General features: G+C 66.7%; 21 protein-coding genes and 1 pseudogene. 7 read left to right on the forward strand and 15 right to left on the reverse strand.

Annotated features, from left to right (window positions below; all coding sequences use genetic code 11):
• The gene (locus ACQCSW_RS06115; protein ID WP_426989954.1) at window positions 1-990 is read right to left on the reverse strand and encodes a DMT family transporter; all 990 of its coding nucleotides are present in this window, start codon (window positions 988-990) and stop codon (window positions 1-3) included.
• Here ACQCSW_RS06115 and ACQCSW_RS06120 point away from each other — a divergent pair.
• A pseudogene (locus ACQCSW_RS06120) lies at window positions 989-2400 on the forward strand (PLP-dependent aminotransferase family protein). The gene ACQCSW_RS06115 and the pseudogene ACQCSW_RS06120 overlap by 2 nt on opposite strands.
• Window positions 2401-2417: 17 nt before the next feature.
• Here ACQCSW_RS06120 and ACQCSW_RS06125 read toward each other — a convergent pair.
• Window positions 2418-2969: a dihydrofolate reductase family protein gene (locus ACQCSW_RS06125; protein ID WP_426989955.1), complete on the reverse strand. Its 552-nt coding sequence runs from the start codon at window positions 2967-2969 to the stop codon at window positions 2418-2420.
• Between the two features lie 267 nt (window positions 2970-3236).
• Here ACQCSW_RS06125 and ACQCSW_RS06130 point away from each other — a divergent pair, with 267 nt between their 5' ends.
• Complete coding sequence (locus tag ACQCSW_RS06130; RefSeq protein WP_426989956.1) at window positions 3237-3815, forward strand: hypothetical protein; 579 nt, start codon at window positions 3237-3239, stop codon at window positions 3813-3815.
• A gap of 6 nt (window positions 3816-3821) precedes the next feature.
• Here the strand turns inward: ACQCSW_RS06130 and ACQCSW_RS06135 are convergent, their stop codons facing one another.
• The 10 genes from ACQCSW_RS06135 to ACQCSW_RS06180 all read right to left on the reverse strand — a co-directional run bounded on the left by ACQCSW_RS06135 (window position 3822) and on the right by ACQCSW_RS06180 (window position 16691).
• Entirely contained in the window at window positions 3822-4730 is a 909-nt protein-coding gene (locus ACQCSW_RS06135; protein WP_426989957.1) for a GGDEF domain-containing response regulator, read from the reverse strand.
• A complete protein-coding gene (locus ACQCSW_RS06140) occupies window positions 4727-8179 on the reverse strand; it encodes a response regulator (RefSeq protein WP_426989958.1) in 3453 nt (1150 codons plus the stop codon). Before ACQCSW_RS06140 ends, ACQCSW_RS06135 begins: the two co-directional genes overlap by 4 nt.
• Before the next feature lie 101 nt (window positions 8180-8280).
• Window positions 8281-9606, reverse strand: coding sequence for an MBL fold metallo-hydrolase (locus ACQCSW_RS06145; RefSeq protein WP_426989959.1), 1326 nt, complete (start codon window positions 9604-9606; stop codon window positions 8281-8283).
• A 38-nt stretch (window positions 9607-9644) separates the two neighbouring features.
• On the reverse strand, window positions 9645-10433 hold the full coding sequence (locus ACQCSW_RS06150) for a PAS domain-containing protein (protein ID WP_426989960.1): 789 nt from the start codon (window positions 10431-10433) through the stop codon (window positions 9645-9647).
• Window positions 10434-10595: 162 nt separating this feature from the next.
• A complete protein-coding gene (locus ACQCSW_RS06155) occupies window positions 10596-11984 on the reverse strand; it encodes a UDP-glucose dehydrogenase family protein (RefSeq protein WP_426989961.1) in 1389 nt (462 codons plus the stop codon).
• On the reverse strand, window positions 11981-13228 hold the full coding sequence (locus ACQCSW_RS06160) for a glycosyltransferase family 4 protein (protein ID WP_426989962.1): 1248 nt from the start codon (window positions 13226-13228) through the stop codon (window positions 11981-11983). The genes ACQCSW_RS06155 and ACQCSW_RS06160 overlap by 4 nt, the downstream gene beginning before the upstream one ends.
• 88 nt (window positions 13229-13316) lie before the next feature.
• Window positions 13317-13565 carry a hypothetical protein gene (locus ACQCSW_RS06165; protein WP_426989963.1) on the reverse strand — a complete coding sequence of 83 codons (249 nt, stop codon included), beginning with the start codon at window positions 13563-13565 and terminating at the stop codon, window positions 13317-13319.
• Complete coding sequence (locus ACQCSW_RS06170) at window positions 13558-14991, reverse strand: SPFH domain-containing protein (RefSeq protein ID WP_354249365.1); 1434 nt, start codon at window positions 14989-14991, stop codon at window positions 13558-13560. The genes ACQCSW_RS06165 and ACQCSW_RS06170 overlap by 8 nt, the downstream gene beginning before the upstream one ends.
• 176 nt (window positions 14992-15167) lie before the next feature.
• On the reverse strand, window positions 15168-16040 hold the full coding sequence (locus ACQCSW_RS06175; protein WP_426989964.1) for an HNH endonuclease: 873 nt from the start codon (window positions 16038-16040) through the stop codon (window positions 15168-15170).
• 189 nt (window positions 16041-16229) lie between these two features.
• Window positions 16230-16691 carry a DUF4383 domain-containing protein gene (locus ACQCSW_RS06180; protein WP_426989965.1) on the reverse strand — a complete coding sequence of 154 codons (462 nt, stop codon included), beginning with the start codon at window positions 16689-16691 and terminating at the stop codon, window positions 16230-16232.
• A 131-nt stretch (window positions 16692-16822) separates the two neighbouring features.
• Here ACQCSW_RS06180 and ACQCSW_RS06185 point away from each other — a divergent pair, with 131 nt between their 5' ends.
• From ACQCSW_RS06185 to ACQCSW_RS06195, 3 genes are all read left to right on the forward strand, one after another.
• The gene (locus ACQCSW_RS06185; protein WP_426989966.1) at window positions 16823-16972 is read left to right on the forward strand and encodes a hypothetical protein; all 150 of its coding nucleotides are present in this window, start codon (window positions 16823-16825) and stop codon (window positions 16970-16972) included.
• A 123-nt stretch (window positions 16973-17095) separates the two neighbouring features.
• Complete coding sequence (locus tag ACQCSW_RS06190; RefSeq protein ID WP_426989967.1) at window positions 17096-17269, forward strand: hypothetical protein; 174 nt, start codon at window positions 17096-17098, stop codon at window positions 17267-17269.
• 72 nt (window positions 17270-17341) lie between these two features.
• Window positions 17342-18658: a DUF6350 family protein gene (locus ACQCSW_RS06195; protein ID WP_426989968.1), complete on the forward strand. Its 1317-nt coding sequence runs from the start codon at window positions 17342-17344 to the stop codon at window positions 18656-18658.
• 25 nt (window positions 18659-18683) lie between these two features.
• On the opposite strand, the gene ACQCSW_RS06200 is transcribed toward ACQCSW_RS06195, so the two are convergent.
• Window positions 18684-19112 carry a hypothetical protein gene (locus ACQCSW_RS06200; RefSeq protein ID WP_426989969.1) on the reverse strand — a complete coding sequence of 143 codons (429 nt, stop codon included), beginning with the start codon at window positions 19110-19112 and terminating at the stop codon, window positions 18684-18686.
• 39 nt (window positions 19113-19151) lie between these two features.
• On the opposite strand from ACQCSW_RS06200, the gene purN reads away from it, so the two are divergent.
• Window positions 19152-19727, forward strand: a complete 576-nt coding sequence (purN, locus tag ACQCSW_RS06205) for a phosphoribosylglycinamide formyltransferase (RefSeq protein ID WP_426989970.1) — start codon at window positions 19152-19154, stop codon at window positions 19725-19727.
• 76 nt (window positions 19728-19803) lie between these two features.
• Here purN and ACQCSW_RS06210 read toward each other — a convergent pair whose 3' ends face one another.
• Entirely contained in the window at window positions 19804-21156 is a 1353-nt protein-coding gene (locus ACQCSW_RS06210) for an MFS transporter (protein WP_426989971.1), read from the reverse strand.
• A 142-nt stretch (window positions 21157-21298) separates the two neighbouring features.
• Here ACQCSW_RS06210 and purH point away from each other — a divergent pair, with 142 nt between their 5' ends.
• Window positions 21299-22984, forward strand: coding sequence for a bifunctional phosphoribosylaminoimidazolecarboxamide formyltransferase/IMP cyclohydrolase (gene purH, locus ACQCSW_RS06215; RefSeq protein ID WP_426989972.1), 1686 nt, complete (start codon window positions 21299-21301; stop codon window positions 22982-22984).
• Window positions 22985-23367: 383 nt separating this feature from the next.
• On the opposite strand, the gene ACQCSW_RS06220 is transcribed toward purH, so the two are convergent.
• Window positions 23368-24336: a trypsin-like serine peptidase gene (locus ACQCSW_RS06220; RefSeq protein WP_426989973.1), complete on the reverse strand. Its 969-nt coding sequence runs from the start codon at window positions 24334-24336 to the stop codon at window positions 23368-23370.
• Between the last annotated feature and the right edge of the window lie 211 nt (window positions 24337-24547).

Genomic DNA, 24547 nt, shown 5'->3' on the forward strand with positions numbered 1-24547 from the left:
CTAATCCTTTACGGGCTCGAGGTGTTTTGTGGCGTGGCGGTCGGCGCGCTGAGCCGGGGCAGGCTTGAGCCGGACGCGTACCCTGACCCGGACGGCGGCGCCCGCGCAGAGGATGACGGCGATGCCGCCGATGACGGTGGTCCAGGTCAGCGCTTCGCCCAGCAGGAGGCCCGCCCAGCAGATGCTCAGCACGGGCTGGATCAGCTGGATCTGGCTGACCTGGGCCATGGGACCGATGGCCAGGCCGCGGTACCAGGCGAAGAAGCCCAGGAACATGCTCACCACGCCGAGGTAGGCGAAGCTGGCCCATTGAAGGGGCGTGCCGGACGGCGGCTGCTGGGCGACGGAGACTGCCGTCAGGAACACCATCAGCGGCGACGCGAGCACCAGCGCCCAGGACACGGTCTGCCAGGCGCCGAGTTCGCGGGCCAGCAGTCCGCCCTCCGAGTAGCCGATGGCCGCAGCCACCACGGCACCGAGGAGCAGCACGTCCGCCCAGTGCAGTTGTCCGAACCCGCCGGACTGCATGGAAGCGAAGCCGATGGCCGCCAGCGCGCCCGCGCCGGTGATAAGCCAGAACGCCAGCCGGGGACGCTCGCGTCCGCGGAGGACTGCCGCCGTCGCAGTGGCGGCCGGGAGCAGTGCAATCACCACGGCGCCGTGGCTGGCCGGCGTGGTGGTGAGCGCAAAGGAGGTGAGCAGGGGAAACCCGACGACGATGCCGGCGGCCACCACTGCTAGGCGCACCCACTGCGTGCCGCGGGGGAGCCGCTGCCGGGTGAGTGCGAGCGCGAAGGCGGCGAGGGCGGCGGCTACCACTGCACGGCCGGACCCGATAAACAGCGGGGACAGGGATGCGACTGCCACCTTCGTGAACGGAACAGTGAACGAGAAAGCCGCTACTCCGAGGAGGCCCCACCAGAGTCCGACGGACTGACGGGACGGTACCACTGGCCGAATAAGCGTAGTAGCGCTACTATTGTCTCTCATGAGCAACGATAGCAGTTCCCGGATTGTGGCGCACCTGAAGAAATGGATCTCTTCGGCCGCGCCCGGTGCGAAGCTGCCGTCCACGCGCTCGCTCGTCGCCGAGTACCAGGCCAGTCCCGTCACGGTACAGAAGGCCCTGCAGACGCTCACGGCGCAGGGGCTTATCGAGAGCCGGCCCGGCGTCGGGACCTTCGTGCGCGCCGTCCGGAGCGCCCGTCCGTCCGACTACGGCTGGCAGACGGCGGCCCTCCGTTCCCCGCTGGCGTCGCCGCCCCCGGCCTCCAGCACCATGCGCAACGTGGCCAACGATGCCATCTCCTTCCACTCCGGCTACCCGGACCGCGAACTCCTGCCCGAGCGGCTGGTGCGGGCCGCCCCGCCCGGGCGGCCCGCGGCGACGCAGCCTTGTCCCGTCCGCCCGCAGCCGGCCTGCCGGAACTGCAATCGTGGTTCGCACACGAACTCGGTGCCTCGATACCGGCCGGGACCACCCCGCCGAACCCGAGTGACGTCGTCGTACTCCCTGGAAGCCAAAGCGGGCTGAGCTCAATTTTCAGCGCGCTCGCTGGCCGCGGACAGCCGCTGCTGATGGAATCGCCGTCCTACTGGGGTGCCATCCTGGCCGCCGCGCAGGCCGGCGTGCGCATAGTCCCGGTGCCCAGCGGACCGGACGGACCGGATCCGGCGGAGCTGGCGCGCGCCTTTGAGGAGTCCGGCGCGCGGCTCTTCTACGCGCAGCCCAACTATGCGAACCCCACCGGCGCGCAGTGGTCTGCTGAACGGCGTGAACAGGTCCTGGACGTGGTGCGCGCTAAGGGGGCGTTCCTTGTGGAGGACGACTGGGCGCACGACTTCGGCATCACCTCCAACCCCGTGCCCGTCGCCTCCCGCGACGACTCCGGGCACGTGGTCTACCTGCGCTCGCTGACCAAGAGCGTCTCGCCGTCGATCCGTGTCGCCGCGGTGATCGCCCGCGGTCCGGCGCGGGAGCGCATCCTGGCGGACCGGGCGGCCGAATCGATGTATGTCAGCGGGTTGCTCCAGGCGGCAGCGCTCGACGTCGTGACGCAGCCCGGGTGGCAGACGCACCTTCGCAGCCTCCGCCACCAGCTCGAGTCACGCCGCGACCTGCTGGTCACCAGCCTGCGCGAACACGCCCCGCAGGCGCACATCGAGCAGGTGCCCAAGGGCGGCCTGAACCTGTGGGCGCGGCTGCCGGACGGGACCGACCTGGAACGGCTGGCCCGCGACTGCGAGGCCGCCGGGGTGATCATCGCCGGCGGCAACGAATGGTTCCCAGCCGAACCGGCCGGCCCGTTCATCCGGCTCAATTATTCGGGGACAAATCCGGGCGCCTTTCCTGAGGGCGCCCGGATTATTGGTCAGTGCATAGAGCGGAACGGGGTTTGACGGGGGAGTGGCGGTCCCTATTCGCGCAGCAGTCCGTAGGTGCTGACGACGTTGCCCTTCGTGGTCCGGTACTGATCCTTCAGGCCCAGCCGCGTCACGGGGTCGCCGTCCTCGAACAGTTTCCGGCCGCTGCCGGCCACCACAGGGTGGGTGATCAGGGTCAGCTCATCCAGCAGCCCGGCGAACAGCAATTGGCGCACTATGGAAATGCTGCCGGTCACGGCGATTTCGCCGCCGTCGCGCTCTTTCAGGGCCGCGACGAATTCCTTCAGCGGTCCCTCGATCAGGTGCGAGTTCTGCCACTCGAGCGGCTCCGTGAGTGTCCGGGAGGCCACGAACTTCTCCACCGGGTTGATGAAGGCGGCGAAGTCATCGTCCACCGATGCTGTGGGCCAATAGCCGGCCCACTCCTGGTAGCTCACCCTGCCCAGCACCACGGTATCCACGCTTTCCATCATGCGGGTCAGGCCCTTGCCGAGGCCGTCGTCGAAGCTGTCGAACTGCCAGCGGAACGGGTCTGAGACCACGCCGTCAACGGAGTGGAACAGGCCGGACGTGACTTTGCGCATGGGGATCTCCAAGATCAGGGGCAGTTGGCATCCACGCTATTGGCTGTGCCTGCAGCAGGGAAGCCCCGGCCGGTGGTTGAGCCTCAGTCCTTCCGTGGTTGAGCCTGTCGAAACCTGGATTTCGAGGGGCGCGATCACCGGTCTCAGCCGGGCCGCCGTTAGGTTCATCACCACCGCCTGCGTGTTGCGCAAATCCACGGCCCGGCAGCCGCATACTGGTGTTCATGCGGCCTCTCGCCGCACCCCGGCCAGGCAGGAGGAAATTGCATGGAAACCCTGAAGAAAATCGTCACCAACCAGTACTTCCCCGCGGCCGCGGTGCTGACGGCCGTGGTGATGTTCTGGATCATCGCCATGTTCGGCGGACTCTCGCTGCTGAACAACAACCAGCCGCCCATGGCCACCCTGACGTGGATGCTGTTCGTCTATGCTGCGGCTGTCCTGACGCCGCTGGCAGGCATTCTGGCCGGTGTGGACCTGGTCCGCCGCTGGCGCCGCAACCATATGAACGCGTTGGTTGAGATGGAACAGGACGGAACCGCCGGGTACGAGGCCGTGCAGGACGTTGTGGTTCAGGACGAAGCACTGCAGGACCAGGCACTGGCAGACGGCCAGGTTCAGGAGCCCGCACTGCAGGCTGAGGCGCCGGCCCCGGCGCAGCCCGCCGAGCCGGAAGCCCCAAAACAGTCCGCCCCGAAACAGCCAGCACAGCACCGCCCGGTAACCCAGCAGCATCCGGTCAACCACCATCCGGTGCAGCAGCAGTCTGCCAAACAGCAGCCTGCCAAGCCGCTGACCGCCAAGAACCAGCCGGCCCAGACGAAGCAGCGCAAAAAAGCCGCGTAGCCGCTGCTACAGCGCCAGCTTCACCCGGTTCCGGCCGGCGGCCTTGGCCGCATAAAGCGCGGCGTCGGCCTCGCCCAGGAGGGTGTCGGCGTCGGCCCTGTGTTCGGCGGTGAACGCCGAAATCCCGGCGCTCAGCGTCAGCTGCCCCAGCGGATCCCCGGAGTGGACAATCTCCAGCTCGCGCACGGTGTCCAGCGCCCGCTCCATAAAGGCCTTGGCGTTCAGTTGTGACTGGTTCGGCAGCACCAGCAGGAACTCCTCGCCGCCGTACCGGTACACGCCGTCGCTCTTCCGCGCCGCCCCCACCAGCGCCCCCGCCACGGCCCGCAGCGCGAGATCGCCCGCTTGGTGCCCGTAGATGTCGTTGTAGCTCTTGAAGTTGTCCACATCGCACATGGCCACGCTGTATCCCTCCGTGTACCGCTGGCTGCGCGCATGCAGCTGTTCGAGGTCCTCGGAGAGCTTGAGCCGGTTGTGCAGGCCAGTGAGCGGATCGGTCCGCGCCTGCTGCGAGAGCACCTTCCGGTAATGGGCCAGATCCGCGTGCAGCGTGGTCACCCGCAGCGCCACGAGCAGACGTGCTTGCAGGACAAACGGGTCCAGCGGTTTGGTGACGTAGTCGTCCGCGCCGGCTTCGAGTCCGGCGAGTACATCGTCTCGCGACCCCTGCGATGTCAGCAGCACGATGTACGTGTACAGGTCCGCTTCGCGCCCCCGGATGGCCCGGCACAGCGCCAGCCCGTCCATCCCGGGCATCATCCAGTCCGTGACCACAACATCGGGCTGGTGTTCCAGGTACAGGGCCCACGCCTCGTCACCGTCCGCCGCCGTCAGGCAGTCATGCCCGGAGCGTTCGACGGCGGCGCGGGCCACCAGGAGCGAGCCCGGATCGTCATCCGCCACTAGGACTTTCACTGTGCCACCTCCAGCGCTAGATCAAGTTCAAAGTTGACGCGCACAAGCTCAGCTTCCAGCCGGCTGACCAGCTGCGGGCCGCCGTCGAGCATTCCGCCGCGGCCCATGTCCTCCAGCTCGCCGCACAGGCTGGCGACGGCGGTGGCCCCGATGTTGGCCGCCGCACCCTTCAGGGCGTGCGCGGCCAGCGCCAAAGCCGGCCCGCCGCCGTCGGTCACGGCTTCGCGCAGCGCGGCGAGCCGTGCGGGAACGTCCTTCCGGAACGCCTCCGTCGTTGCGGGCAGCAAGCCCAGGCCATCCTCCGGGCCGAGGTCGCGCAACATGGCCAGCCGGTCCGCATCCAGCGCCGGAGCATTTCCACCGGTGACGGCCAGCAGCTGGGGAGCGTCGTGCAACTGAGGTACCAGATGCGGTTCCTCCTCGGGGACCCAGCGGGCAAGTGCCGCTTCAAGCTCGACGGCGTCCACCGGCTTGGCGAGGTAGTCGTCCATGCCGGCGGCGAGGCAGCGTTCCCGGTCCCCATCCAGGGCGCCGGCAGTCATCGCGATGATGGGAAGATGGCCGGCCCCGCCATCGCGCCGCCGGATGACGCGCGTGGCCTCGAACCCGTCCATCACCGGCATGTGGCAGTCCATCAGGACGGCGGCGTACCGGGTCCCGGCGGTGGCGGCCACGGCCTCGGCACCATCGGCCACCACGTCGACCGCGTACCCGAACTTGGTCACCGTGGCGCGGGCCACCAGCTGGTTCACCTCGTTGTCCTCCACCACCAGGATGCGGCCCCGTGACGGCCCCCGAAGGGACGACTCAGCGGACGACTCAGCGGACGAATCGGCGGACGACGCAGCGTCGGAAGGCCGGCCGGGCGCGGAGGGCGCCGGGGCATGGTGTTCACTCGTGGACATCAGCCGGACCAGGCGGTTGTAGAACTCGGAACTGCGGACCGGCTTCATGAGCCATTCGCGGACCCCGGCGTCGGCGATCTCGGCCGCGTTGACCTGCATGGAGGAGGTGAGCAATATCAGTTCGATGTCCGCGAGGACGGCGTCGGCCTTGAGTTCGCGGGCCAGCTCCAGGCCATCGGTATCAGGCATGCAGAGGTCCAGTACGGCGAGGTGGAAAGGCACCCCGTCCGCTGCGGCTTGGTGGGCGCGGGCCAATGCGGCTCGGGCATCCGGCACCGCCTCCGGCTGCAGTTTCCAGCCGCGCAGCTGGGACTCCAGGACGAGGCGGTTGGTGGCGTTGTCGTCCACCACCAGGACGCGCAGGCCGGTGAGGAAACCGGCGGCCGGCACGGGATCAGTGGACGGTGGAGCCACCGGCAGCGGAATCCGGAACCAGAACGTGCTGCCCTCCTCGGGCACGCTGTCCAGCCCGATCTCGCCGCCCATGGCTTCGGTGAGCCGGCTGCAGATGGCCAGGCCCAAGCCGGTGCCGCCGTAGCGCCGGGTGGTGGAGGCGTCCGCCTGGGAGAAGGACTCGAACAGCCGTGCATGGTGGGTGGGATCAATGCCGATGCCGGTATCACGGACCTCGAAGTAGACCGTCGCTGTTGCGCCGGGCTCGGCGTCAGGCGTCTCCACTTTCACCCGGATGGACACCTCACCGGCCGCCGTGAACTTCACGGCGTTGGACGCGAGATTGAGCAGCACCTGGCGGATCCGGCCCGCATCGCCCTGCAGCCTGGCAGGAACGTCCGGTTCGCAGTAGGCGATGAGCTCCAGGTTCTTGGCCTGCGCGGGCTCGGTCAGCAGGCCCGCCACTTCCTCCACGAGCGTGCGAGGGTCGAAGGGCCGGACGTCCAGGTCCACCTTGCCGGCTTCCAGCTTGGAGAAATCCAGGATGTCGTTGATGAGGGCCAGCAGCGCTTCGCCGGCACCCTTGACGCCGTGCGCATACTGCTTCTGCGTCTCGTCCAGCGGGGTCTCAAGCAGCAACGCGGTCAGCCCCACCACGCCGTTCATGGGGGTGCGGATCTCGTGGCTCATGGTGGCCAGGAACTCGGACTTGAGCCGACTGGATTCCAAGGCAGCCTCCCGCGCGGCCTGCAGCTCCCGTTCGGCGGCCCGGCGCAGGGTGATGTCCCTGGCGATGGTGCCCAACCCGCTGAGTCGGCCGGTATCGTCCCGGATAGGGGAGACGGTCATCGACACGGGAATGACGGCGCCGTCCTTCGTCAGGTGCTCCATCTCGAAGCTCATCGCTTTGCCGCTGGCGCGGATCTGCTCGAATACGATGGCGGCACCGGCGATACCGCCCGGCAGCAGCAGGAACCGCGCGTCGCGGCCGATCGTCTCCTCTGCCGAGTAGCCGTACTGCCGCTCGGCGCCCGGGTTCCAGCTGGTGACGATGCCTCCGGGCGTCGTGCTCAGGATGGCGTCCGTTGAGGAGTTCACGATCGCGCCCAGGCCCTCCAGCTCAGCCGTCCGGGCAGCTACTTCCTGCTCCAGCCCGGTGGTCAGCTTGAGGTTCTCGATGATGATCAGCACCTGGCGGAACAGGATGAGCGCCACGGTGACCCCTGCCACCACCAAAATGAAGGCATTCAGTTCGTCTACATGCGGGGCCGCGATCACCAGCACAGCCACCAGGATGGGTGCGTAGGGGAGTAGCTCCTGGGCCAGCGCAAACGCCCGGCGGTCCGGCCTCGGGTTTTCCGCGTAGGGGAGCAGCGGTGCCAGCGCAATCAGGAGGAAGGGGATGATCCAGCCCAAGACGAGCGGTGAACCTGTGAACCCCGTGACGCCGTCGTCCGTCAACCGCACATAGATGCTGTCCGTGATGGTCAGGACCAGCAGGCCGCCACCGAAGCACAGCCACGGCAGCCGTTCGCCGGGCTGGCGGCGCATCGCCAGGACCAGCACCAGCGACGTGATGATCACATCTACCACCGGGAAGGCCATGGTGGTGAGCCGGGTCAGGAGGTCGCCTGTAGAACTGATGGCCGGGCCCAACACCACGTACCAGCTGATCGCCACGACAGAGCCGGCAATGACCGCCGCGTCCAGCACTGACCGGAGCAGTTCCACCCGCGTATTGCCGCCGGGCCGCTTAAAGCTGAACAGCGCGGCGGCCGCCGGCACCGAGTACCCCACGAAAGCGACATCTGCCGGGGACGGGAAGGGGTAGACGTGGTCGTTTGTGAGCCCGTAGTACGTCCACAGGGCCATGCCGGCGGCCCAGAAATAGGTCGCGGCCGACATCAGGGTCCAGGCCCGGGCGTTCACCCCTCCGAATCGCGCGGCCCGGGCGCAGCTGAAACCGGCCAGCAGGGCGGCCACCGTAGTGGCGGAATCGCCCGCCACCATGGCCGCCGGAGTGCCGGTGTTGGCAGCAAAAAAAGCTCCGAGCACGCCCAGCACCACGGCACCAAGCGCGATCAGCCAACCCAGCCCGGCCGTGCTCCTGCTGACGGCGGGACGTTTCTCCAGAAGACCGGTCTGAGACACGCGGATCCCTCCCCATAGGTGCGCCCGTCACCCGTAAAGCTTGAGACCCGGGCCCGCCCGAGACCTGGACGGAGACGCATCCTTATGATATCCCTCACAACTCAAGAAGGACCGTACTTCGCGTCCACATGAACTACCTGCCGGCCCGCGCGCTGCAGCAGGCTTGCCGCCACCCCGGAGCGGTATCCGGTGGCGCAGTGCACCCAGACTGTGCCCGCCGGAACCTCGGCCATCCGCGTCAGCAGCTCATGCAGCGGGATGTTCACCGCCCCGGCGAGGTGGCCGGCGTCGTACTCATCTATCCGGCGGACGTCGAGCACCACGTCCCCGGCACTGCGCCGGTGCAGCAGATCCTCCCAGCCCACCCGCGGATAATGCACGACGGCGGTGCCCGGCGCGAGTGCCGACGGGTCCATTCCGAGGGCGGCATCGGGGGAGTCGATGCCGATGCGGGACAGGTCCCGGATGGCCTTTTCGACGTCCTCCTCTGACCCCACCAGCGTCAGCTTTTGGTTCCACGGCAGGACCCAGCCCAGGTACGCGGTGAAACTGGAACCGCGGCCGTACTCGAAACTCACCGATCCCTGCAGGTGCCTGCTGGCAAAGGCTACCCGGTGGCGCAGGTCCACCACCCATTCGCCGTCCGCGAGCCGGCGGCTGAGCTCCTCCGGATCCACGGATTCCGGCACGGTGAGGTCCGCGGGCCCCGGGCCCTGCCGATTCGCCGGGGCCATGTGCGCGTAGTAGGACGGGTAGGCGGTCAGGTTGTTGATGAGCTCCCGCACAAAGTGGTCCTCATCCGGATCCGTAAAGGCGTGGTTGGTGCCCTGCTGTTCGGCAATGGTGGACCTGTAAACGCCCGACGCCGGCCCGGACGAGCAGAACGAACCGAACCCGTGCGTGGGGTAGAGGGCAGCGTCCGGCCTGGCCTCGGCAGCCAGACGGCGGACCGAGGAGTACTGGGCATGGGTGAGCTTTTCGGTGTCCTCGCCGCTGACCAAATCAGTCCGGCCCACTGACCCGTAGAGCAGGCTGCCGCCGGAGAACACTGACTGGTCCTCGCCGTCGCTGACCACGTAGCTGAGGTGGTGGTGGGTGTGGCCCGGCGTGGCCACGGCTTTCACGGTGAGCCGGCCCACCTGGACCGTGCCGCCGTCGGCTATTGGCTGGTGCTCAAACCCGGCGCCGTCGTTGGCGCTCACCAGGTACACGGCACCGTGGGCGCGGGCGAGGATGAGGCCGCCGGTGAGGTAGTCGTTGTGCAGGTGCGTTTCGGCAACGTGGGTGATCCGGACGTTGGCTTCCGCCGCGGCGGCCTCCACCCGGTCCGTGTCCCGCTGCGGATCGATGACCAGCGCCACCTCGCCGTCGTGGACCAGGTAGCTGCGGTCCCCGAGCGGCCGCGTTTCGATGACAACGACGTCCATAGGTTCATTCTCCTCGCATCGCGTGATCTTGGCGCGGGTCAGGCGGTTGTTGGCCGCCTGGCCACCAGCGCTGCCAGGGCGTCTCCGCCTGCCGGCCGGCCAGCTCCTGCCGGTGCCCGGTCTCCGGCAGCGAGAATAGGTAGCCCTGCAGCGAATCGCAATCCAGCGCGGTCAGGTAGTCTGCCTGCGCGGCCGTTTACGTCGTGGCTTTCTGCCCCCGGGTTCTCCACGACCTCCGTGAGCCTGGCCATGAAAGCCTCCGGATTGGCAACCTGGGAGATGATCAGCCGCATGATGGGGACTTCTGTGTCACCGTCCAGGAGCTCCGGCGGGATGCTCCACATCTTCAGGAACTGGTCATTGAACCCGGCAACACTGCCGTCCGAGCTGATCACCAGGATGCCGTCCGCGGTGGATTCGAGGGTGGCCGTCAGCAGTGACATGGCCTCGCGAAGGTCAGCGTCCGCTCCCTTCCGGTGCTCCGTGCTCCGGACAGAAACCAGCAGCAGCTGCGATCCGCCGTCGTCGAGCAGTGAACCTGCTACCTCGGCTGCGAACTCTGTGCCGTCCCGGTGCAGTCCGTAGACTTCCCGCGGCGGCACTTGTTCATCGGCCCGCACCTGCAAGTGCTGGCGAAGCAGCCGCATTTCATTCCGGAACCCCTCCGACAGGAGAAGCCGGTGGTCGCTTCCGATCAGCTCATCGTGCGTGTAACCGAACAGCCTGCTGCTCGCCGCGTTGGCCATTTTGATTGTGCCGTCCGAGTTGACCGCCAGAAGCGCATCCGGGCTCGCATCCAGAAGCGCGCCGAAATTCGATGCCCTCAAAGCCTTGTCCTGCCGCCTGGACGCCCCCATGCGCTACCGCCCCCACGCACATCATAAAGTGCAGGTTGTGATCGCGGTACGAAAATGCGTGACTTTTGAGCGGCCCTTGGGAAGGGGGCCTGGAAATTCGCGCTTCTGCTGGTCCGCGGCGGTGGAAACGGGCTAAGAGTTACGCCTTCCTGTCAGGCTGGCCCCGGCAACCACACTGACAGCGGCATTGGTGCCCAGCCCGCGGACCACCCAGCCCTCCGCCTGCCAGGCAGCGGCGTCGAGCACGTTCCTGGCGTCCAGGATCACCCGCCGCCGCACCAAAGCGCCCGCAGCGGCAGGGCTCAGGCGCCGGTACTCGTCCCACTCAGTGAGGAGGAGCACCAGCTCCGCACCCTCCAAAGCCCGCGATGCAGAGGCTTCGAACCGCAGTTGCGGATACCGCAGCCAAGCGTGGTTCACGGCTTTCGGATCAGTCACCGTCACGTGCGCGCCGGCGGCTGCCAGCCTGGCCGCGACGTCCAGGGCAGGGGAGTCGCGGATGTCATCGGTCTCGGGTTTGAAGGAGGCTCCGAGGATGGTGATGGCGCGTCCAGCGAGCCCGCCGCCGCACAGTTCCGCGGCAAAGGACACAGTCCGGGTCCGCTGGCGGATGTTGATGGCATCCACCACACCCATCCAGTCGGTGACCGGGTCAACCCCCAGGGCGGCTGCCTGCGTGCGGAGGCTGCGGATGTCCTTGGGCAGGCACCCGCCGCCGAAGCCCAGCCCGGCATGCATGTAGCGGCTGCCGATCCTCGGGTCCATGCCCATGGCCTCGCTGAGTTCGGCCACGTCCGCGCCGGACGCGTCGCACAGTTCTGAGATGGCGTTGATGAAGCTGACCTTGGTGGCCAGGAATGCGTTGGCGGCCGACTTGATCAGCTCCGCCGTGGCAAAGTTGCACACCAGGCGCGGGATTCCGGCGTTCAGCAGCGGCTCAAAAACGGCATCCAACGCCGCCGTCACCGCGCGCGGCGCCCCGGTCTTGGGGTTGAAGGCCGCGGCGCGTCCGCCCGCCACACCGTAGACCAGCCGGTCCGGCACCAGCGAGTCCTTCACCGCGGTGCCCTGGCGCAGGAACTCCGGGTTCCAACCCAGCTGCACGTCCGGCCGCCCCGCAAGGACGCCCTGGAGCATGTCAACCGTGCCCACGGGCACCGTTGATTTACCGACGACGACGGCGCCCCTCGCCAGGTGCGGGAGCAGCGCCTCGGTGGCGGCGACGAGGAAGGTGAGGTCGGCGCCGTCGGACGTCTTGGACTGCGGCGTCCCGACGCACAGGAAATGGACCTGGGCGCCGGCGGCAGCGGCGACGTCGGTGGAGAACCTGAGGCGGCCGGTGCTGCGTCCGTCGCGGAGCAGTTCGTCCAGGCCGGGTTCGAAGAAGGGGGCCAGGCCGCGGCCCAGCTGGTCCACCTTCGCGGCGTCCACATCGATGCCCACCACAGTGTGGCCCATGGACGCGAGCGTGGCGGCGTGCACCGCTCCGAGGTAGCCGCAGCCGATCACCGAGATTTTCACAGGAACGCTCCGCTCTTGGTTTGGCTCCCCACCCGCGCCCTAACCTCGCAAGCTCGGCCAGGGAACCCGGCGGGCGGGGGCCCAGGCTCAACCACCGGTAGGACAGGTTCAACCACCGGTTCGCCGGTGATTACTGATCGGTAGTGACGCACCAGTTCGGCGCTGAGCACAGGCCACGTCCGGTCCTGGACCGAGGCGTGCGCTGCCGCTGCGAACGCGCGGCGCTTGGCGTCGTCGCCCATCAGGTCCATCACCCGGGCCCGGAAACCGGCCAGGTCGCCGGGCTGGTACAGCCAGCCCGTGCGGGAGTTTTCCACCAGGTCCAAGGGCCCGCCGCGGCCGGTGGCCACCACCGGTACCCCCGATGCCATGGCTTCCTGAATGGTCTGGCAGAACGTCTCGAACTCGCCGGGATGGACAAAAAGGTCGAAGGACGCCACCGCCTTCGCCAGCGCCTCCCCGCCGAGGAACCCGGTGAACACGGCGTCCGGGAGGGCTTCCTGCAGGGCGGACTTTTGGGGTCCGTCGCCCACAATCACCAGCCGGGTGTTCGGGACGTTGGCGAGCGCGGCCAGGTCCTCCACCTGCTTTTCGATGGCCAGCCGGCCGACGTAGCCGATGATCCGCTCACCGCCAGGGGCAACGGTCGCCCGCCACCCGGCGTCGCGCTTTTCCGGCGAAAACCGCGCGGTATCCACACCGCGCCGCCACATTCCCACGCGCGGAATCCCGCGGCCGCGCAACTGGTTCAGCGCGAAGGTGGACGGCACCAGGGTTCGGGTGGCCAGCAGGTGGATGTTTTCCACACGATTCCACGCCCAGTTCTCCAGGAACGGCACGCCGTAGCGTGCGGCGTAGCTGGGAACCTCGGTCTGGTAGATGGCTATGGTGGGGATCCGCAACTGATGCGCGGCCTGTACGGCCCGCCAGCCCAGGACAAAGGGCGACGCCAGGTGGACAACGTCGGGTGCGTAGTCGGCAAGGATTCGCTTGACCCGGTACACACCGCCCATCGCCACTCGCACGTTGGTGTAGCCGGCCAGCGGAACAGCAGGAAGCCGGTGCACCGTCGCGCCGTGAACCACCTCGGCAGGTCCCGCGAACTCGGCGACGGTGTGGGTGGACGGGGCGATGACCAGGACGTCGTGGCCCTGGTCCTCCAGGTGTTCAAGCACCCTCAGGATGGAGTGGGTCACCCCGTTCATCAGCGGCAGGAATGACTCGGCAACAATTGCGATCCTCACCCCTCCACGGTGGGCGCGGCGCCTGTCGGGGCGGGGTCACCCGGGTTGAGGGGAGGGAAAGGTTGGGTTAACAGATCAGCGCTTGGGGTCAGCCGACCTCGCCGTGCCGCAGCACGTTCGGGAGTTCGTCCACATAGACCGTTTGTGGCGGCTCGAAATAGATGACCAGCACTTCGTCACCGACTGCGAAGACGCTCGTCTTGTCGTAGGGGTGGGCATGGAAAGCGTTGGTGCCACCAAGGTAGGGCAGCATGACCTCGCCGAGGGTTCCGGGCCCGATGCGCCCGGTCACGCGGCCGATCTTGCCGGTAAGGCTCCGGTCAACGTCTTTATGCATCCGGGGCTTTCGGGGGGCGCTTGCCTTCCCGGCTGTTCTTCAGTGCCGAGGACAGGGCAGGAAGGTAGTCGCCCACCTGGGCCAGGATTCCGCCCAGCATCTTGTTGACGCCTTCGCCGCCGTTCAGCACGGTCATCTGGCCCACGTGGGAGAAGGGCTCGGCCGCTGCGGCAATGATGGCCGGCATGTTTTCGGCCAACTGCTGCGAAATGACGGCGTCCTGGTTGGTCCCGAGCGCTTCGGCCCGTGCCTTGATGCCGTCGGCCTCGGCCAGCGCCTTGGCCTTGATGGCGGATGCCGCGGCATCACCGCGGGCCCTGGTGGCTGCGGCTTCGGCCTCGCCGGTGACCTTCGTGGCTCCGGCCGCGGCTGCAGCGGCGGTGGCGTTCGCCCTGGCCTGCAGCTCCGTCCGCCTGGCGTTGGCCTGGGCTTCGAGTTCCGTGCGGCGCGCCAGTGCCTCGGCGGCACTGATGTCCGCCGCCTTCTGGCCCTCCGCGTCGGTGCGCTTGGCGTAGGCCTTGGCATCGGCGGGCTTCCGGACAGTGGTCTGGAGCTTCTGCTCCTCCCGGTCCGCCTCAAGCTTGGCCACTTCCGTTTCCTGGACCACGACATGCTGCCGCGCAGTCGCATCAGCCAGCGGCCCCGCCTGGGCGGCCTCGGCTTTGGCCCGCTCGGCGTTCGCCTGCGCCACCGACTGCCGGATGGCCGAAACGCTCTGTGCGTCCGCGATCATTGCAGCCGCCTCCGCCTCCTTCTCGGCCGCCTCACGGTTCCGCGTGGCCTCCGCGATCCGGGCCTCCATCTTGACCTGGGCGATGTGGGGCTTGGCGATGTTCTGGATGTACCCCGTGGGGTCCTGCAGGTCCTTGATCTGCAGCGAATCCACCACCAGCCCCAGCTTCTCCATTTCCACTCCGCTGGCGCTTCGGACCTGGGACCCCAGCTTGTCCCGTTCGCGGATGATCTCTTCCATGGTCATGCTTCCGATGATGGACCGCAGGTGGCCCTCAAAGACGTTGTACACCTGGCTTTCCATTTTCGGCTGCTGGCCCAGGAAACGCCTGGCCGCATTTGCGATAAACGGCGGGGCGTCACCGATTTTGTAAATTACCACGCCTTCCACAATTACCTGGATGCCCTGCGAGGTTACGCAGGAAACCTTCAGCTCCGTTTCATTCAGCGTCAGGGAAAGCGTGCGGACGGTCTGCAGGCCCGGAAATACCAGGGCGCCCTTTCCGGTGACAATCTTGAAGTCCATTCCGGCCCGGGTTTCCAGGGTTCCGCGGGTCAGGCCGGAGATGATCAGGGCCTCATTGGGCTCCGCCACTTTCCACATCAGTTTGATGGCCCCCCAAACAAAGCCGACCACCAGTATTGCCCCGATAATCGCGGCAAGAAGCGGGAAGAATGCTGACAGATCCGGCATGACGAGGTCCTTTCGCGTGCGGAACAGGCCTCCCAGGAAAGCCCCAATACTGGCAGCTGCTCAGGTCCTGCCGGTATTGCGTGTCTCCAATTCCGGCCAGCTGGCCAGCTGTTGTAGACAGTCTGGTTGGCGGCCGCCCAAGAGTCCAGAGCGCGGGCTGTTTCGATCACCGGTTTCTATTTGCCGAGGATCTCGCGGGCCACCCGCTGGGCCTCGATCTCCTCAGGGGCAACGGTGGTTCCGCGGAGGAAGCCGGCGGTGGCCATGATTTGCCGCAGCTCGGCTTCCGTGCGCGGCGGGTTCACCCCGTGGTGTGCCATGGCATGGCAGTTGGCGCAGAGCGGAACCAGGTCCGTGAGCTGGTCCAGTACGTAGCCGTTGCCAAGCTGCGCCGCGGGCACTACGTGGTGGATGTGGATGAAGTCGGCGCCGACCTCGCCATAGGCCAGCTCGAAGGAGAACCCGCAGGCCGCGCAGTTGGTGCCGCGGTGCGCGATGCAGGCCCGCCGCGCCACGGGGTCGTGCTCGTAGCGGTTGGCGGTGGCGCGGACGACGGCGCTCGCCGGGTAGGTGCCGGGCACCGGTTGTGTTGGGTCAGCTCCTTGCGCAGGCCCGTGAGTGGCCCAGAGTGCGCGGATCGGGGCTTCGTCGCCGGGTCCGAGTTCCACACCCGCGATGTCGTCCCCGTCCCACGCGACGCCGGGCACCGCCTCGCGAAGGACCGTGGCGGGCACGTGATCGCCCAGGGGAAGGAGTGCATCGAACGCCACCTGCCCGATGAATTCAGCGTGGTCCGGAGCGGTCGCGGGTTCCGGCTGCGCTGGTTCTTCGGGCTGCTCCTCCTGTTCCGAAAGAACCACACCATGGCCGATCAGGCCGGGACCTTGCGCCCCCAGCACGAGCAGCCACACATCAGTGCCTGCGGCAACGCCCACCCCCACGCCCCACGGCTCAAGTCGCAGGCCGGTCGCAGCGACCTGCTCAACAACAGCCGCGTAGTTCCAGCGGTTCCAGCGGGCCGGGTCCCAGCCCAGGATGATGGCGTTCATGGGCTCATTGTTGCAGGCTCAGTTTCGACAGGGTGTGGGTTGAGGGCAGGCAGCCCGCCGCCGGCACACGAAAAGCCGGTGCAGCTGTTCGCGAAACGCGGCAACTGCACCGGCCAGTAGGACGAATATTCAGAACTTATGGATCATTTCTCATTCGCGGCTCCTATTTCCCGGCTTGTCACTTCCGGGTTATTTCCTGTCGCTGGCCATGTTGCGGGACAACAGCCAGCCACCAGCTATCATCACAATGCCCAGCACCAAGTGGGTCCAGTTGTCCATCATGTTCAGCGACAGGAAATTGGCCGCCGAATCAACTCCGACACTGAGCCCAAAAATGCTGAGGACGATGTACAGCGCACCGGCGCCCAAAAGGAAATTACGCGCGCCGTGTTCGGTCCGGGACATTGCCCAGCCCGTTGCGCCGATGGCCAGCTGCACAATATTCAGCAGCATGGAAACCTGGAACACACCAAGGAACATGGCGTTGGAATCAGGCCCAAGGAACATCAATTCGCTGTACTGAGTGGTGACGCCGGGGATAAAGCCCAGGACACCCACCAACAACAAGACAATACCTGCTCCCATGCCGGCGTTCTGGACGTCTGCGCGCCCGAAATGAACGCCGTGTGCATGTGGGGATGCGGTAGTCATTTTTCTGCCTCCAACCACTGATTGCGGACATTCCAATTTTACGGCGGACCTGTGAAAAAAGCGCCGAATCAAGCCCGGATGGGGACTTCTGCCCAGCGACAGAACGGGCCTTCTGCTGGACTGGGACCCTTATGCCATCCTTGCCAATCCTCGCCCGTACCGTGCTTGTGGCCGCCCTTGTGCTCCTCGCCACCGCCTGCAGCGTCACGGTCCCGGAGGGCCGGGCACCGGCCGTCGGTGCGCTGCTGGTGAGCGACCCGGACGAGGCGCCCGGACACTGAACGCCCGACGACGGCGCCCTCACCGGCGGCGGCCGTCCCGCCGTCGTCGTCCGCTGCTTCGCCGGGAACTTCGCCTGGAACTTCGGCGGGCAGTACGGCCTGTGCGGGGACGGCGTCTCGCCGATGGAAGCGGAGACGGTGGCCGGGCCCACGTTCCCCGGACCGTGGATCGAGGACGGGCAGGCCGTGCGGATCGGCAACATGGTTTGCTCGCGGGAGCCGCGCCGGATGATCTGCGCCCACCTCGGCACGGGTCACGGGTTCCTGATCAGCGTGGAGGACTACGAACTCTGGTGAGGCACGTCTCGCGGGGTATTTGAGCCTGTCGAAGCCCGGCCTGAAGGCCCGGCCGTGACACCATGGGACACGATGAAACTGCGCGCTGATCAGACCGGAGACCATGGCCTTCCCATGCCCTTATGGCTGCAGGGAGCCCTCGAAACGGCCCAGGCAGCCATCATCTCCGCGCTCCTGGCGGTGGTGCCCATTGTGGCCGTGTGGGCCACCGCGGGTTTCCAGAACACCGCCTTTGATGCCCTGGCCCGCCTCGCTGGCCAGGCCTGGCTTGTGATTCACGGCGTGCCGCTGGAGCTCGCCGTGGTGTCCGGCGAGGCCGGCGCTGCCGGCAGTCCGGGCTCCGGCCTGCTGACCCTGGTGCCTCTCGGCCTGACCCTGATCCCGTTCCTGCTCGCCTGGCGCGCGGGACGGCGTCTGGCCCGGGCCTCCTATACGGACCAGCTGTGGCAGGCGCTGCTTGGGTCGTGGGTGGTCTACTCGGCGTTCGGCGCGGCCACCGGCTTTGTGTGCCGAACGGCCGACGTCGTCATTAACATCTGGTTCGCAATGCTGATCCCGCTCATCCCGTTTGCCCTCGGCATGGTGATCGGCGCCCGCCGCGAGGCAGGCTCGTGGAGCCGGCTGATAGGCGTCGACGCGGTCGACTGGATCTCGCGCACCAGCCAGCATTCCCGCTGGGCCGGCTCCTATTTGGGCTCCGCGGCGAAGGCGAGCTGTGTGGCACTTATGGCGGCGTTTGCGCTCGCCGGTGTGCTCCTGGCGGTGGACCTCTTTATCCACTGGAACCTGGTGATTGCTGTCTATGAAGCGCTCGACGCCGGCGCAATAGGCGGGGCCGCCCTCACCATCGCGCAGCTTGGGTACCTCCCCAACCTCGTGGTTTTTGCGCTGGCTTGGGTCTCGGGTTCGGGCTTCGCCCTGGGCGTGGGCTCGCAGGTGGGTCCGCTGGGCACCGCGACCGGGCCGCTGCCGTCCATCCCGGTCTTCGCCGCGATCCCGTCAGGTCCGCTGGACTACGGGTTCGTGGCCCTAGCGGTACCGGTTCTGGCGGGTGTCCTGGCCGGCTGGTGGTTCCTGCGCGAAGGCGAAAACCACTTCGACGAGTGGCTCTCCATCAAGCTGCACGCGCCCTGGTTCACAGCCACGGTGTCCACGCTTGCCCTCGGCGCGCTGGTCGGAGTTGTGTCCGGTCTGCTGGCCGCCGGACTGGCCTGGCTGGCCCGCGGTTCTGCAGGACTCGGCCGACTCACCGCGATCGGACCGGACCCTTTGTGGATGGGACTCTGGCTCGCCGCGGAGGTGGGGATCGGCGTCGTGATCGGTTACGCAGCCGGTCCCTGGCTGGAACGCCAGCAACACGTGGAGGAGGAAGCGGAACTGATCCGCTAGTCTTTCGTGGCTGCTGGTGTGGCTGCTACGGGAGCCCCGGCAGCGAGCCTTCCAGCTGGACCCGGCAGTTGGAGAGCGCCTGGTCCGTGATGGCCTGCCGTGAGCAAGTCTGGAAGTCTTGGAGCTGGCGGAAAAACAGTGCCGTCGCCAGGATGACCAGCAGCATGATCAGCGACACCACGAGTCCCGAGATGGTGCCGAACAGGACCAGCTTTGACTCCTTGAGCCTGGCCGACCGGACCAGCAGGAGGATACCCAGCACAAAGCTCGCAGCGGTCAGGATGCCGGTGAGCCAGAGGTAGCTGACGTCGAGCTGGTAGACGAAGAAGGCGCCCAGCACGGTGACAATGAAGATCCGGAACAGGGTGCGGGTTTTGGTGAGCGAGCCTTTGGCGGCCTCGCTGAGCGGCTCTTTGGTCCGCTGTTGGCCAGCGGGATCCGGGTTGTTGTTCATGTTTTCCAGCCTACGCGAGCGTGCCCATAAGCTAGACCCATGCGCATCGTAGTCCTCGTTTCCGGTACCGGGTCCAATCTCCAGGCAGTCATCGACGCCGTTACGTCAGGGGAGCTGGACGTCGAAATCGCCGCGGTGGGTGCCGACCGGGAAGGGACCTACGGCGTCGAACGCTCCTCAGAAGCCGGGCTGGAGACGTTTGTGGTCAACTTCAACTCGTTCCCCACACGTGACGAATGGGACGCCGCACTGACCGCCCGCGTCGCTTCCTACGCCCCGGACGTGGTGGTCTCCTCAGGCTTTATGCGCATCGTCAGCGCCGACTTTATCGAGGCCTTCAACGGCAAATACCTCAACACCCACCCGGCCCTGCTGCCTGCTTTCCCCGGCGCCCACGGCGTCCGCGATGCCATGGCGTACGGCGTGAAGGTCACCGGCTGCACGGTGCACTGGGCCGACGCCGGGGTGGACTCCGGGCCCATCATCGCCCAGGAAGCCGTGGCGATTGAACCGGGGGAGACCGAGGAAACCCTGCACGAACGCATCAAGGTCGTGGAGCGCCGCATCCTGGTCAACACCCTGGCCGCCCTCGCCGCCGCCCAGAAGCCCGCCTGATTCCCTCGATGCTCTATCACTTGTTGTCGTTCTGAGGGCTCAGAACGACCGTAACTGATAGAGCATTCAGGAGGGGCTACTCGAGGCGGCGCTGTTTGGTCTCGGGGGAGAAGAACGCCATCCACAGGACAGCCACCAGCACCAGCCCGCCGGCCAGGGCGAAGGACGTGGCCAGGCCCAGCTCGGGCCAGAAGTAGTTCGCAAATATCAGAGGCCCAAAACCTGCGCCCAGCCGGGAGAACGTTGACGCCCAGCCGAAACCCGTGCCGCGGAGCTCGGTGGGGTACAGCTCAGACACATACGTGTAGAGCACCGGAATCGCTATCTGCACCACAAAGCCGAACACCAGCAGCCAGAACACCGCCGCCGTCGGGATGTCCACCACGATTGCCACGATCACCAGGGTCAGCGCGGACAGCGGGCCGGTGATGGCCAGGATCCACTTGCGGCCCACACGCTCCACCAACAGCGCGGCCACGACCACACCCAAGAGCCCAACAGCCGCCATGGACGCCGTGGTAACAAACGCCTTGTATTCGGCGAAACCAGCGCCGATCAGGATCCGCGGCATCCACGTCAGGGACAGGTAATAGACCAGCAGGATACTGAAGAACAGGGCCCAGGCCGTGGCCGTGATCTTCCAGTTGAACTGCCACACGAGCCGCAGTTGGTGCCAGGCGCTGCCGGCGGAGAGCCGCGGAACTTCCTGCGCGTCCGGCAGGCTGTAGGCGCGGGGTTCGGCGCCTGTGGCAACCACGAGGGCGTCGATGACCTTGGCCGCTTCCTCGCGGCGGCCCTTGCGGATGAGGAACAGCGGGGATTCCGGCACACTGCGCCGGACCCAGAACACCAGGAGTGCAGGCAACACCATCACCAGCATGGTCAGCCGCCAGTCGCCGAATACGGCCACGAGACCGGCTGACACAAAGCCGGCAAGGGCCGCGCCCACCGGCCACCAACCGTCCATCGCGGTGAGGACTTTCCCGCGCTGCTTACGTGGTGTGAACTCACTCACCAGCGCGTAGTCCACTGGAATGCAGCCGCCCAGACCGAAGCCGGCCATAAAGCGGAACACGCAGAACCAGATGAAGTCGGGGGAGAAGGCGCCCAGGACGGTGAAGAGGGAGAAGATCAGCAGCGTGGCCGTGAATGCCTTCTTGCGCCCGATTGTGTCCGCGATGGTGCCCCACACAAACGCGCCCAGGGCCATGCCGATCAGGTTGGAAGTACCCACCCAGGCCACCTCGCCAGGAGCCAGGGCCCAGTGCGTCGAGAGCAGCGGGATGAGGATGCCGTTGAGCGTCACGTCCCAGGCATCGAACATAAAGCCGAGGCCGCCGATCACGAAGATCCGGCCCTGGACTTTCCATCGCCAGGGCAGTTCCTGGACCACCTGTTCGCCGCTGGGCACAGTGGTGTAAGTATTCATGGCAGCCTCCTGTGAAAACTCTAACCGTGCCCACTGACGTTCACACTGCTGCCGGCAAGCGGGGCAAACCGGACAACACGATAAACTTGGCCTATCCCCACCAACCGCGGCACTGTTCCGCGAGATCAGACGGAGACTTTTTGTGAGCGTCACGCAGCCTGACCGTGTATCCATCGACCGTGTTCCAATCCGCCGGGCGCTGATCTCGGTTTACGACAAGACCGGTCTGGAGGATCTCGCCGAGGGCCTGCACGCTGCCGGCGTGAAGATTGTCTCCACCGGTTCCACGGCCAAGAAGATCGCCGCGGCTGGCATCCCGGTCCAGGAAGTCGAAGAAGTCACCGGTTCCCCGGAAATGCTGGACGGCCGCGTCAAGACGCTGCACCCGCGCGTCCACGGCGGCATCCTGGCGGACCGCCGCGTCCCCGCGCACATGGAAACCCTCGCCGGCATGGAGATCGAAACTTTCGACCTGGTGGTGGTGAACCTCTACCCGTTCGTTGAGACCGTCAAGTCCGGCGCCGCGCAGGACGATGTCGTTGAACAGATCGACATCGGCGGCCCCGCCATGGTGCGTTCGGCAGCGAAGAACCACGCCGCTGTCGCCATTGTTGTCGACCCCACGTTCTACCGCTCCGTGATCACCGCCGCCGCTGAGGGCGGCTTTGACCTGAAGACCCGACGGCGGCTCGCCGCCAAGGCGTTCGCCCACACCGCCACCTACGACAACGCCGTGGCCACCTGGACTGCCAGCCAGTTCCTGGATGAAGACGGCGACGGCGTCATCGACTGGCCTGCTTACGCCGGCCTGGCGCTGGAGCGCTCCGAGGTCCTCCGCTACGGCGAAAACCCGCACCAGCAGGCCGCGCTTTACGTGGACAAGGCAGCCCCGGCCGGCATCGCGCAGGCCGACCAGCTGCACGGCAAGGCCATGAGCTACAACAACTTCGTCGACGCCGACGCCGCCCTCCGCGCCGCGTTTGACTTCGCCGAGCCCGCTGTCGCCATCATCAAGCACGCCAACCCGTGCGGTGTCGCCGTTGGTTCCGCTGATGCAGCAGACCCGATCGCCGATGCCCACGCCAAGGCCCACGCCTGCGACCCCGTCTCCGCCTTCGGCGGCGTCATCGCTGCCAACCGCACGGTCACCGCAGCCATGGCCGAGACCGTTGCCGGCATCTTCACCGAGGTTGTCATCGCCCCGGACTTCGAGCCGGAAGCCGTGGAGATCCTCTCCAAGAAGAAGAACATCCGCCTGCTCGCCCTCCCCGAAGGCTACGACCGCTACCCGGCCGAAATGCGCCAGGTTTCCGGCGGTGTGCTGGTTCAGATGAGCGACAAGGTGGACGCCGACGGCGACAACCCCGCCAACTGGACCCTCACCGCCGGCGAAGCCGCTGACGAAAAGACCCTCGCGGACCTCGCCTTCGCCTGGACTGCGTGCCGCGCCGCCAAGTCCAACGCCATCCTGATCGCCGATCACGGTGCGGCCGTAGGCATCGGCATGGGCCAGGTCAACCGCCTGGACTCCTGCCGCCTCGCCGTCGAGCGCGCCAACACGCTGGGCGTTTCGGTGGAGTCCGACGTCGAAGGTGCTGGCGGTGCGTCAAACGCCGACGCGACTGGCGCACCCGAGCGCGCCCGCGGTGCCGTCGCAGCCTCCGACGCATTCTTCCCGTTCGCTGACGGCCTGCAGATCCTGATCGACGCCGGCGTACGCGCAGTGGTCCAGCCGGGCGGTTCCGTCCGGGATGAGGAAGTCGTCGCCGCAGCCAACGCGGCCGGCATCACCATGTACTTCACGGGTGCCCGCCACTTCTTCCACTAAGAAGTCTTCCATCGATTGCTCCACCGGAGTCCTTTTCACCTCTGAAAACGGCGCGGGGCCCACTCCGGCAGGGTTCCCTGGCCGAGCTCGCGAGGCGAGGGGGCCGGTGGGGAGCAATCGATGGTGCTGGAAACGTCCGACGGCGCCTGTCCCCGCTGAGGGACAGGCGCCGTCGGGCCTTAATGGGCAGCTAGGGATGATCTGGTGCCGGGTCCGCGCCCCGCTGCATGAGGCGCGGACTCCCTTCCGGAAGCCGAAGCTCCCGGGGCTTGGCATCGGCCATTCGCTGTTTGGTCCAGTACTCGAGGATGTCCTCGTGGGTCTGGTCCGATTCGCTGTGGCTCAGGGATCCGTTCCCGGAAGCCTCGCCAGGCGAGGATTTCCTAGGCGGCTGCGGCAAAGTTGTACGCATCCTGGATGACAGTGCCCCAGTACGGCCCGTACATTACGGCCGACCTGTTGTAGCCGTAGCTGTTGATCGAGTTCTGGACGCCGTCCGAGCCGGTTCCGACGAACCACGGGCCGCCGGAGGAGCCGCCGGTCATGTCGCACGGGATTCCCTGGGTAGCGAACTGCGGGTTGTTGGTGTCATTGGTGGCCGTGCCGGTGCAGCTCCAGAGGGAGGTGCCGTTGAACGGCGACGCCTGGGGGTATCCGTAGGACTTGTAGGTCAGGCCCCGCGGCTGGTTGAAGGCCACACCCGAGGCACCGACGACATCCCCCAATTTCGCCCCATCTTCGCGCGGGTTCACGACGGCGAAGCCAGTGTCGTAGGTCATGTCACCGTTGGCGGTCCACTGGGTGGGGGCAAAGAGCTTCGTGGCGGTCCACTTGCCGTATGGAGCGTTGCCGTTGTCGTAGGCCGGGATGAACGCGAAGTTGGTGACGAATGCGCCGGGCCCTTCGTTGAGGCAGTGTCCAGCCGTGGCCACCGTGCTCTTGTTGGCAGAGGAGACGGCGTTCCCGGAGCAGACGTAGTTAGTGGTCCCGATGCTGAAGAAGACCTTGCCGATGTGGTCCACCGGCGTCTCAAGCTTGGCAATGGTGGGTTTGCCCTTGGTGGCCTTCACATTGGTGGCGGCTCCCTTTTCCACCGAAATGGCGCTGGAGGTGTTGCCTCGTTCCACTGCCTTGTCGGCCAGGACATCGCCGGGAATCGCGGTGCGCATGCGGTCCGGGGTCCAGTAGTCGGCCGTGCCGGTGCTGTCCAGCGTTGCGATGGCAACTGACGGTGCTGCTTTATCGTCCGACGCCGATGGGGCAGCATGGGCACTTCCGGCGCCAACCAGCGCCAAGAGGGCAGCTGCCGAAAGGCTCAGGATGTTGGTGGCCAAGGACCTGGTACGCGTCATTGTTGTCCTGTCTAAAACGGGTGAGGGCGTGCCCGGGAGAGCCGCCGCGTGACCCAAGTAACCTATCGAGACATGACAAATTTGTAAATACTAGTGACGCCTCAAGTATGGTAAGCAAACACTGCCCGGACTGGATGGTACCGGTGCGCCGCTCTGGTCAAATCCCTTGCGGAAGGGTATTTTCTCTATACAGTGATACGTCCGATCTGGG

The organism is Pseudarthrobacter sp. Y6 (assembly GCF_050156205.1).
In the GTDB taxonomy this organism is placed as follows: domain Bacteria; phylum Actinomycetota; class Actinomycetes; order Actinomycetales; family Micrococcaceae; genus Arthrobacter.

What these genes read in the sequence shown, in the direction of transcription:
- ACQCSW_RS06165 (WP_426989963.1), bottom strand. Translation starts at nt 13,565, where the DNA reads ATGCATAAAGACGTTGACCGGAGCCTTACCGGCAAGATCGGCCGCGTG.
- ACQCSW_RS06200 (WP_426989969.1), bottom strand. Translation starts at nt 19,112, where the DNA reads ATGAACAACAACCCGGATCCCGCTGGCCAACAGCGGACCAAAGAGCCG.
- ACQCSW_RS06175 (WP_426989964.1), bottom strand. Translation starts at nt 16,040, where the DNA reads ATGAACGCCATCATCCTGGGCTGGGACCCGGCCCGCTGGAACCGCTGG.
- ACQCSW_RS06190 (WP_426989967.1), top strand. Translation starts at nt 17,096, where the DNA reads ATGGAAGCGGAGACGGTGGCCGGGCCCACGTTCCCCGGACCGTGGATC.
- ACQCSW_RS06130 (WP_426989956.1), top strand. Translation starts at nt 3,237, where the DNA reads ATGGAAACCCTGAAGAAAATCGTCACCAACCAGTACTTCCCCGCGGCC.
- ACQCSW_RS06180 (WP_426989965.1), bottom strand. Translation starts at nt 16,691, where the DNA reads ATGACTACCGCATCCCCACATGCACACGGCGTTCATTTCGGGCGCGCA.
- ACQCSW_RS06195 (WP_426989968.1), top strand. Translation starts at nt 17,342, where the DNA reads ATGAAACTGCGCGCTGATCAGACCGGAGACCATGGCCTTCCCATGCCC.
- ACQCSW_RS06115 (WP_426989954.1), bottom strand. Translation starts at nt 990, where the DNA reads ATGAGAGACAATAGTAGCGCTACTACGCTTATTCGGCCAGTGGTACCG.
- ACQCSW_RS06220 (WP_426989973.1), bottom strand. Translation starts at nt 24,336, where the DNA reads ATGACGCGTACCAGGTCCTTGGCCACCAACATCCTGAGCCTTTCGGCA.
- ACQCSW_RS06125 (WP_426989955.1), bottom strand. Translation starts at nt 2,969, where the DNA reads ATGCGCAAAGTCACGTCCGGCCTGTTCCACTCCGTTGACGGCGTGGTC.
- ACQCSW_RS06145 (WP_426989959.1), bottom strand. Translation starts at nt 9,606, where the DNA reads ATGGACGTCGTTGTCATCGAAACGCGGCCGCTCGGGGACCGCAGCTAC.
- ACQCSW_RS06185 (WP_426989966.1), top strand. Translation starts at nt 16,823, where the DNA reads ATGCCATCCTTGCCAATCCTCGCCCGTACCGTGCTTGTGGCCGCCCTT.
- ACQCSW_RS06170 (WP_354249365.1), bottom strand. Translation starts at nt 14,991, where the DNA reads ATGCCGGATCTGTCAGCATTCTTCCCGCTTCTTGCCGCGATTATCGGG.
- purN (WP_426989970.1), top strand. Translation starts at nt 19,152, where the DNA reads ATGCGCATCGTAGTCCTCGTTTCCGGTACCGGGTCCAATCTCCAGGCA.
- ACQCSW_RS06210 (WP_426989971.1), bottom strand. Translation starts at nt 21,156, where the DNA reads ATGAATACTTACACCACTGTGCCCAGCGGCGAACAGGTGGTCCAGGAA.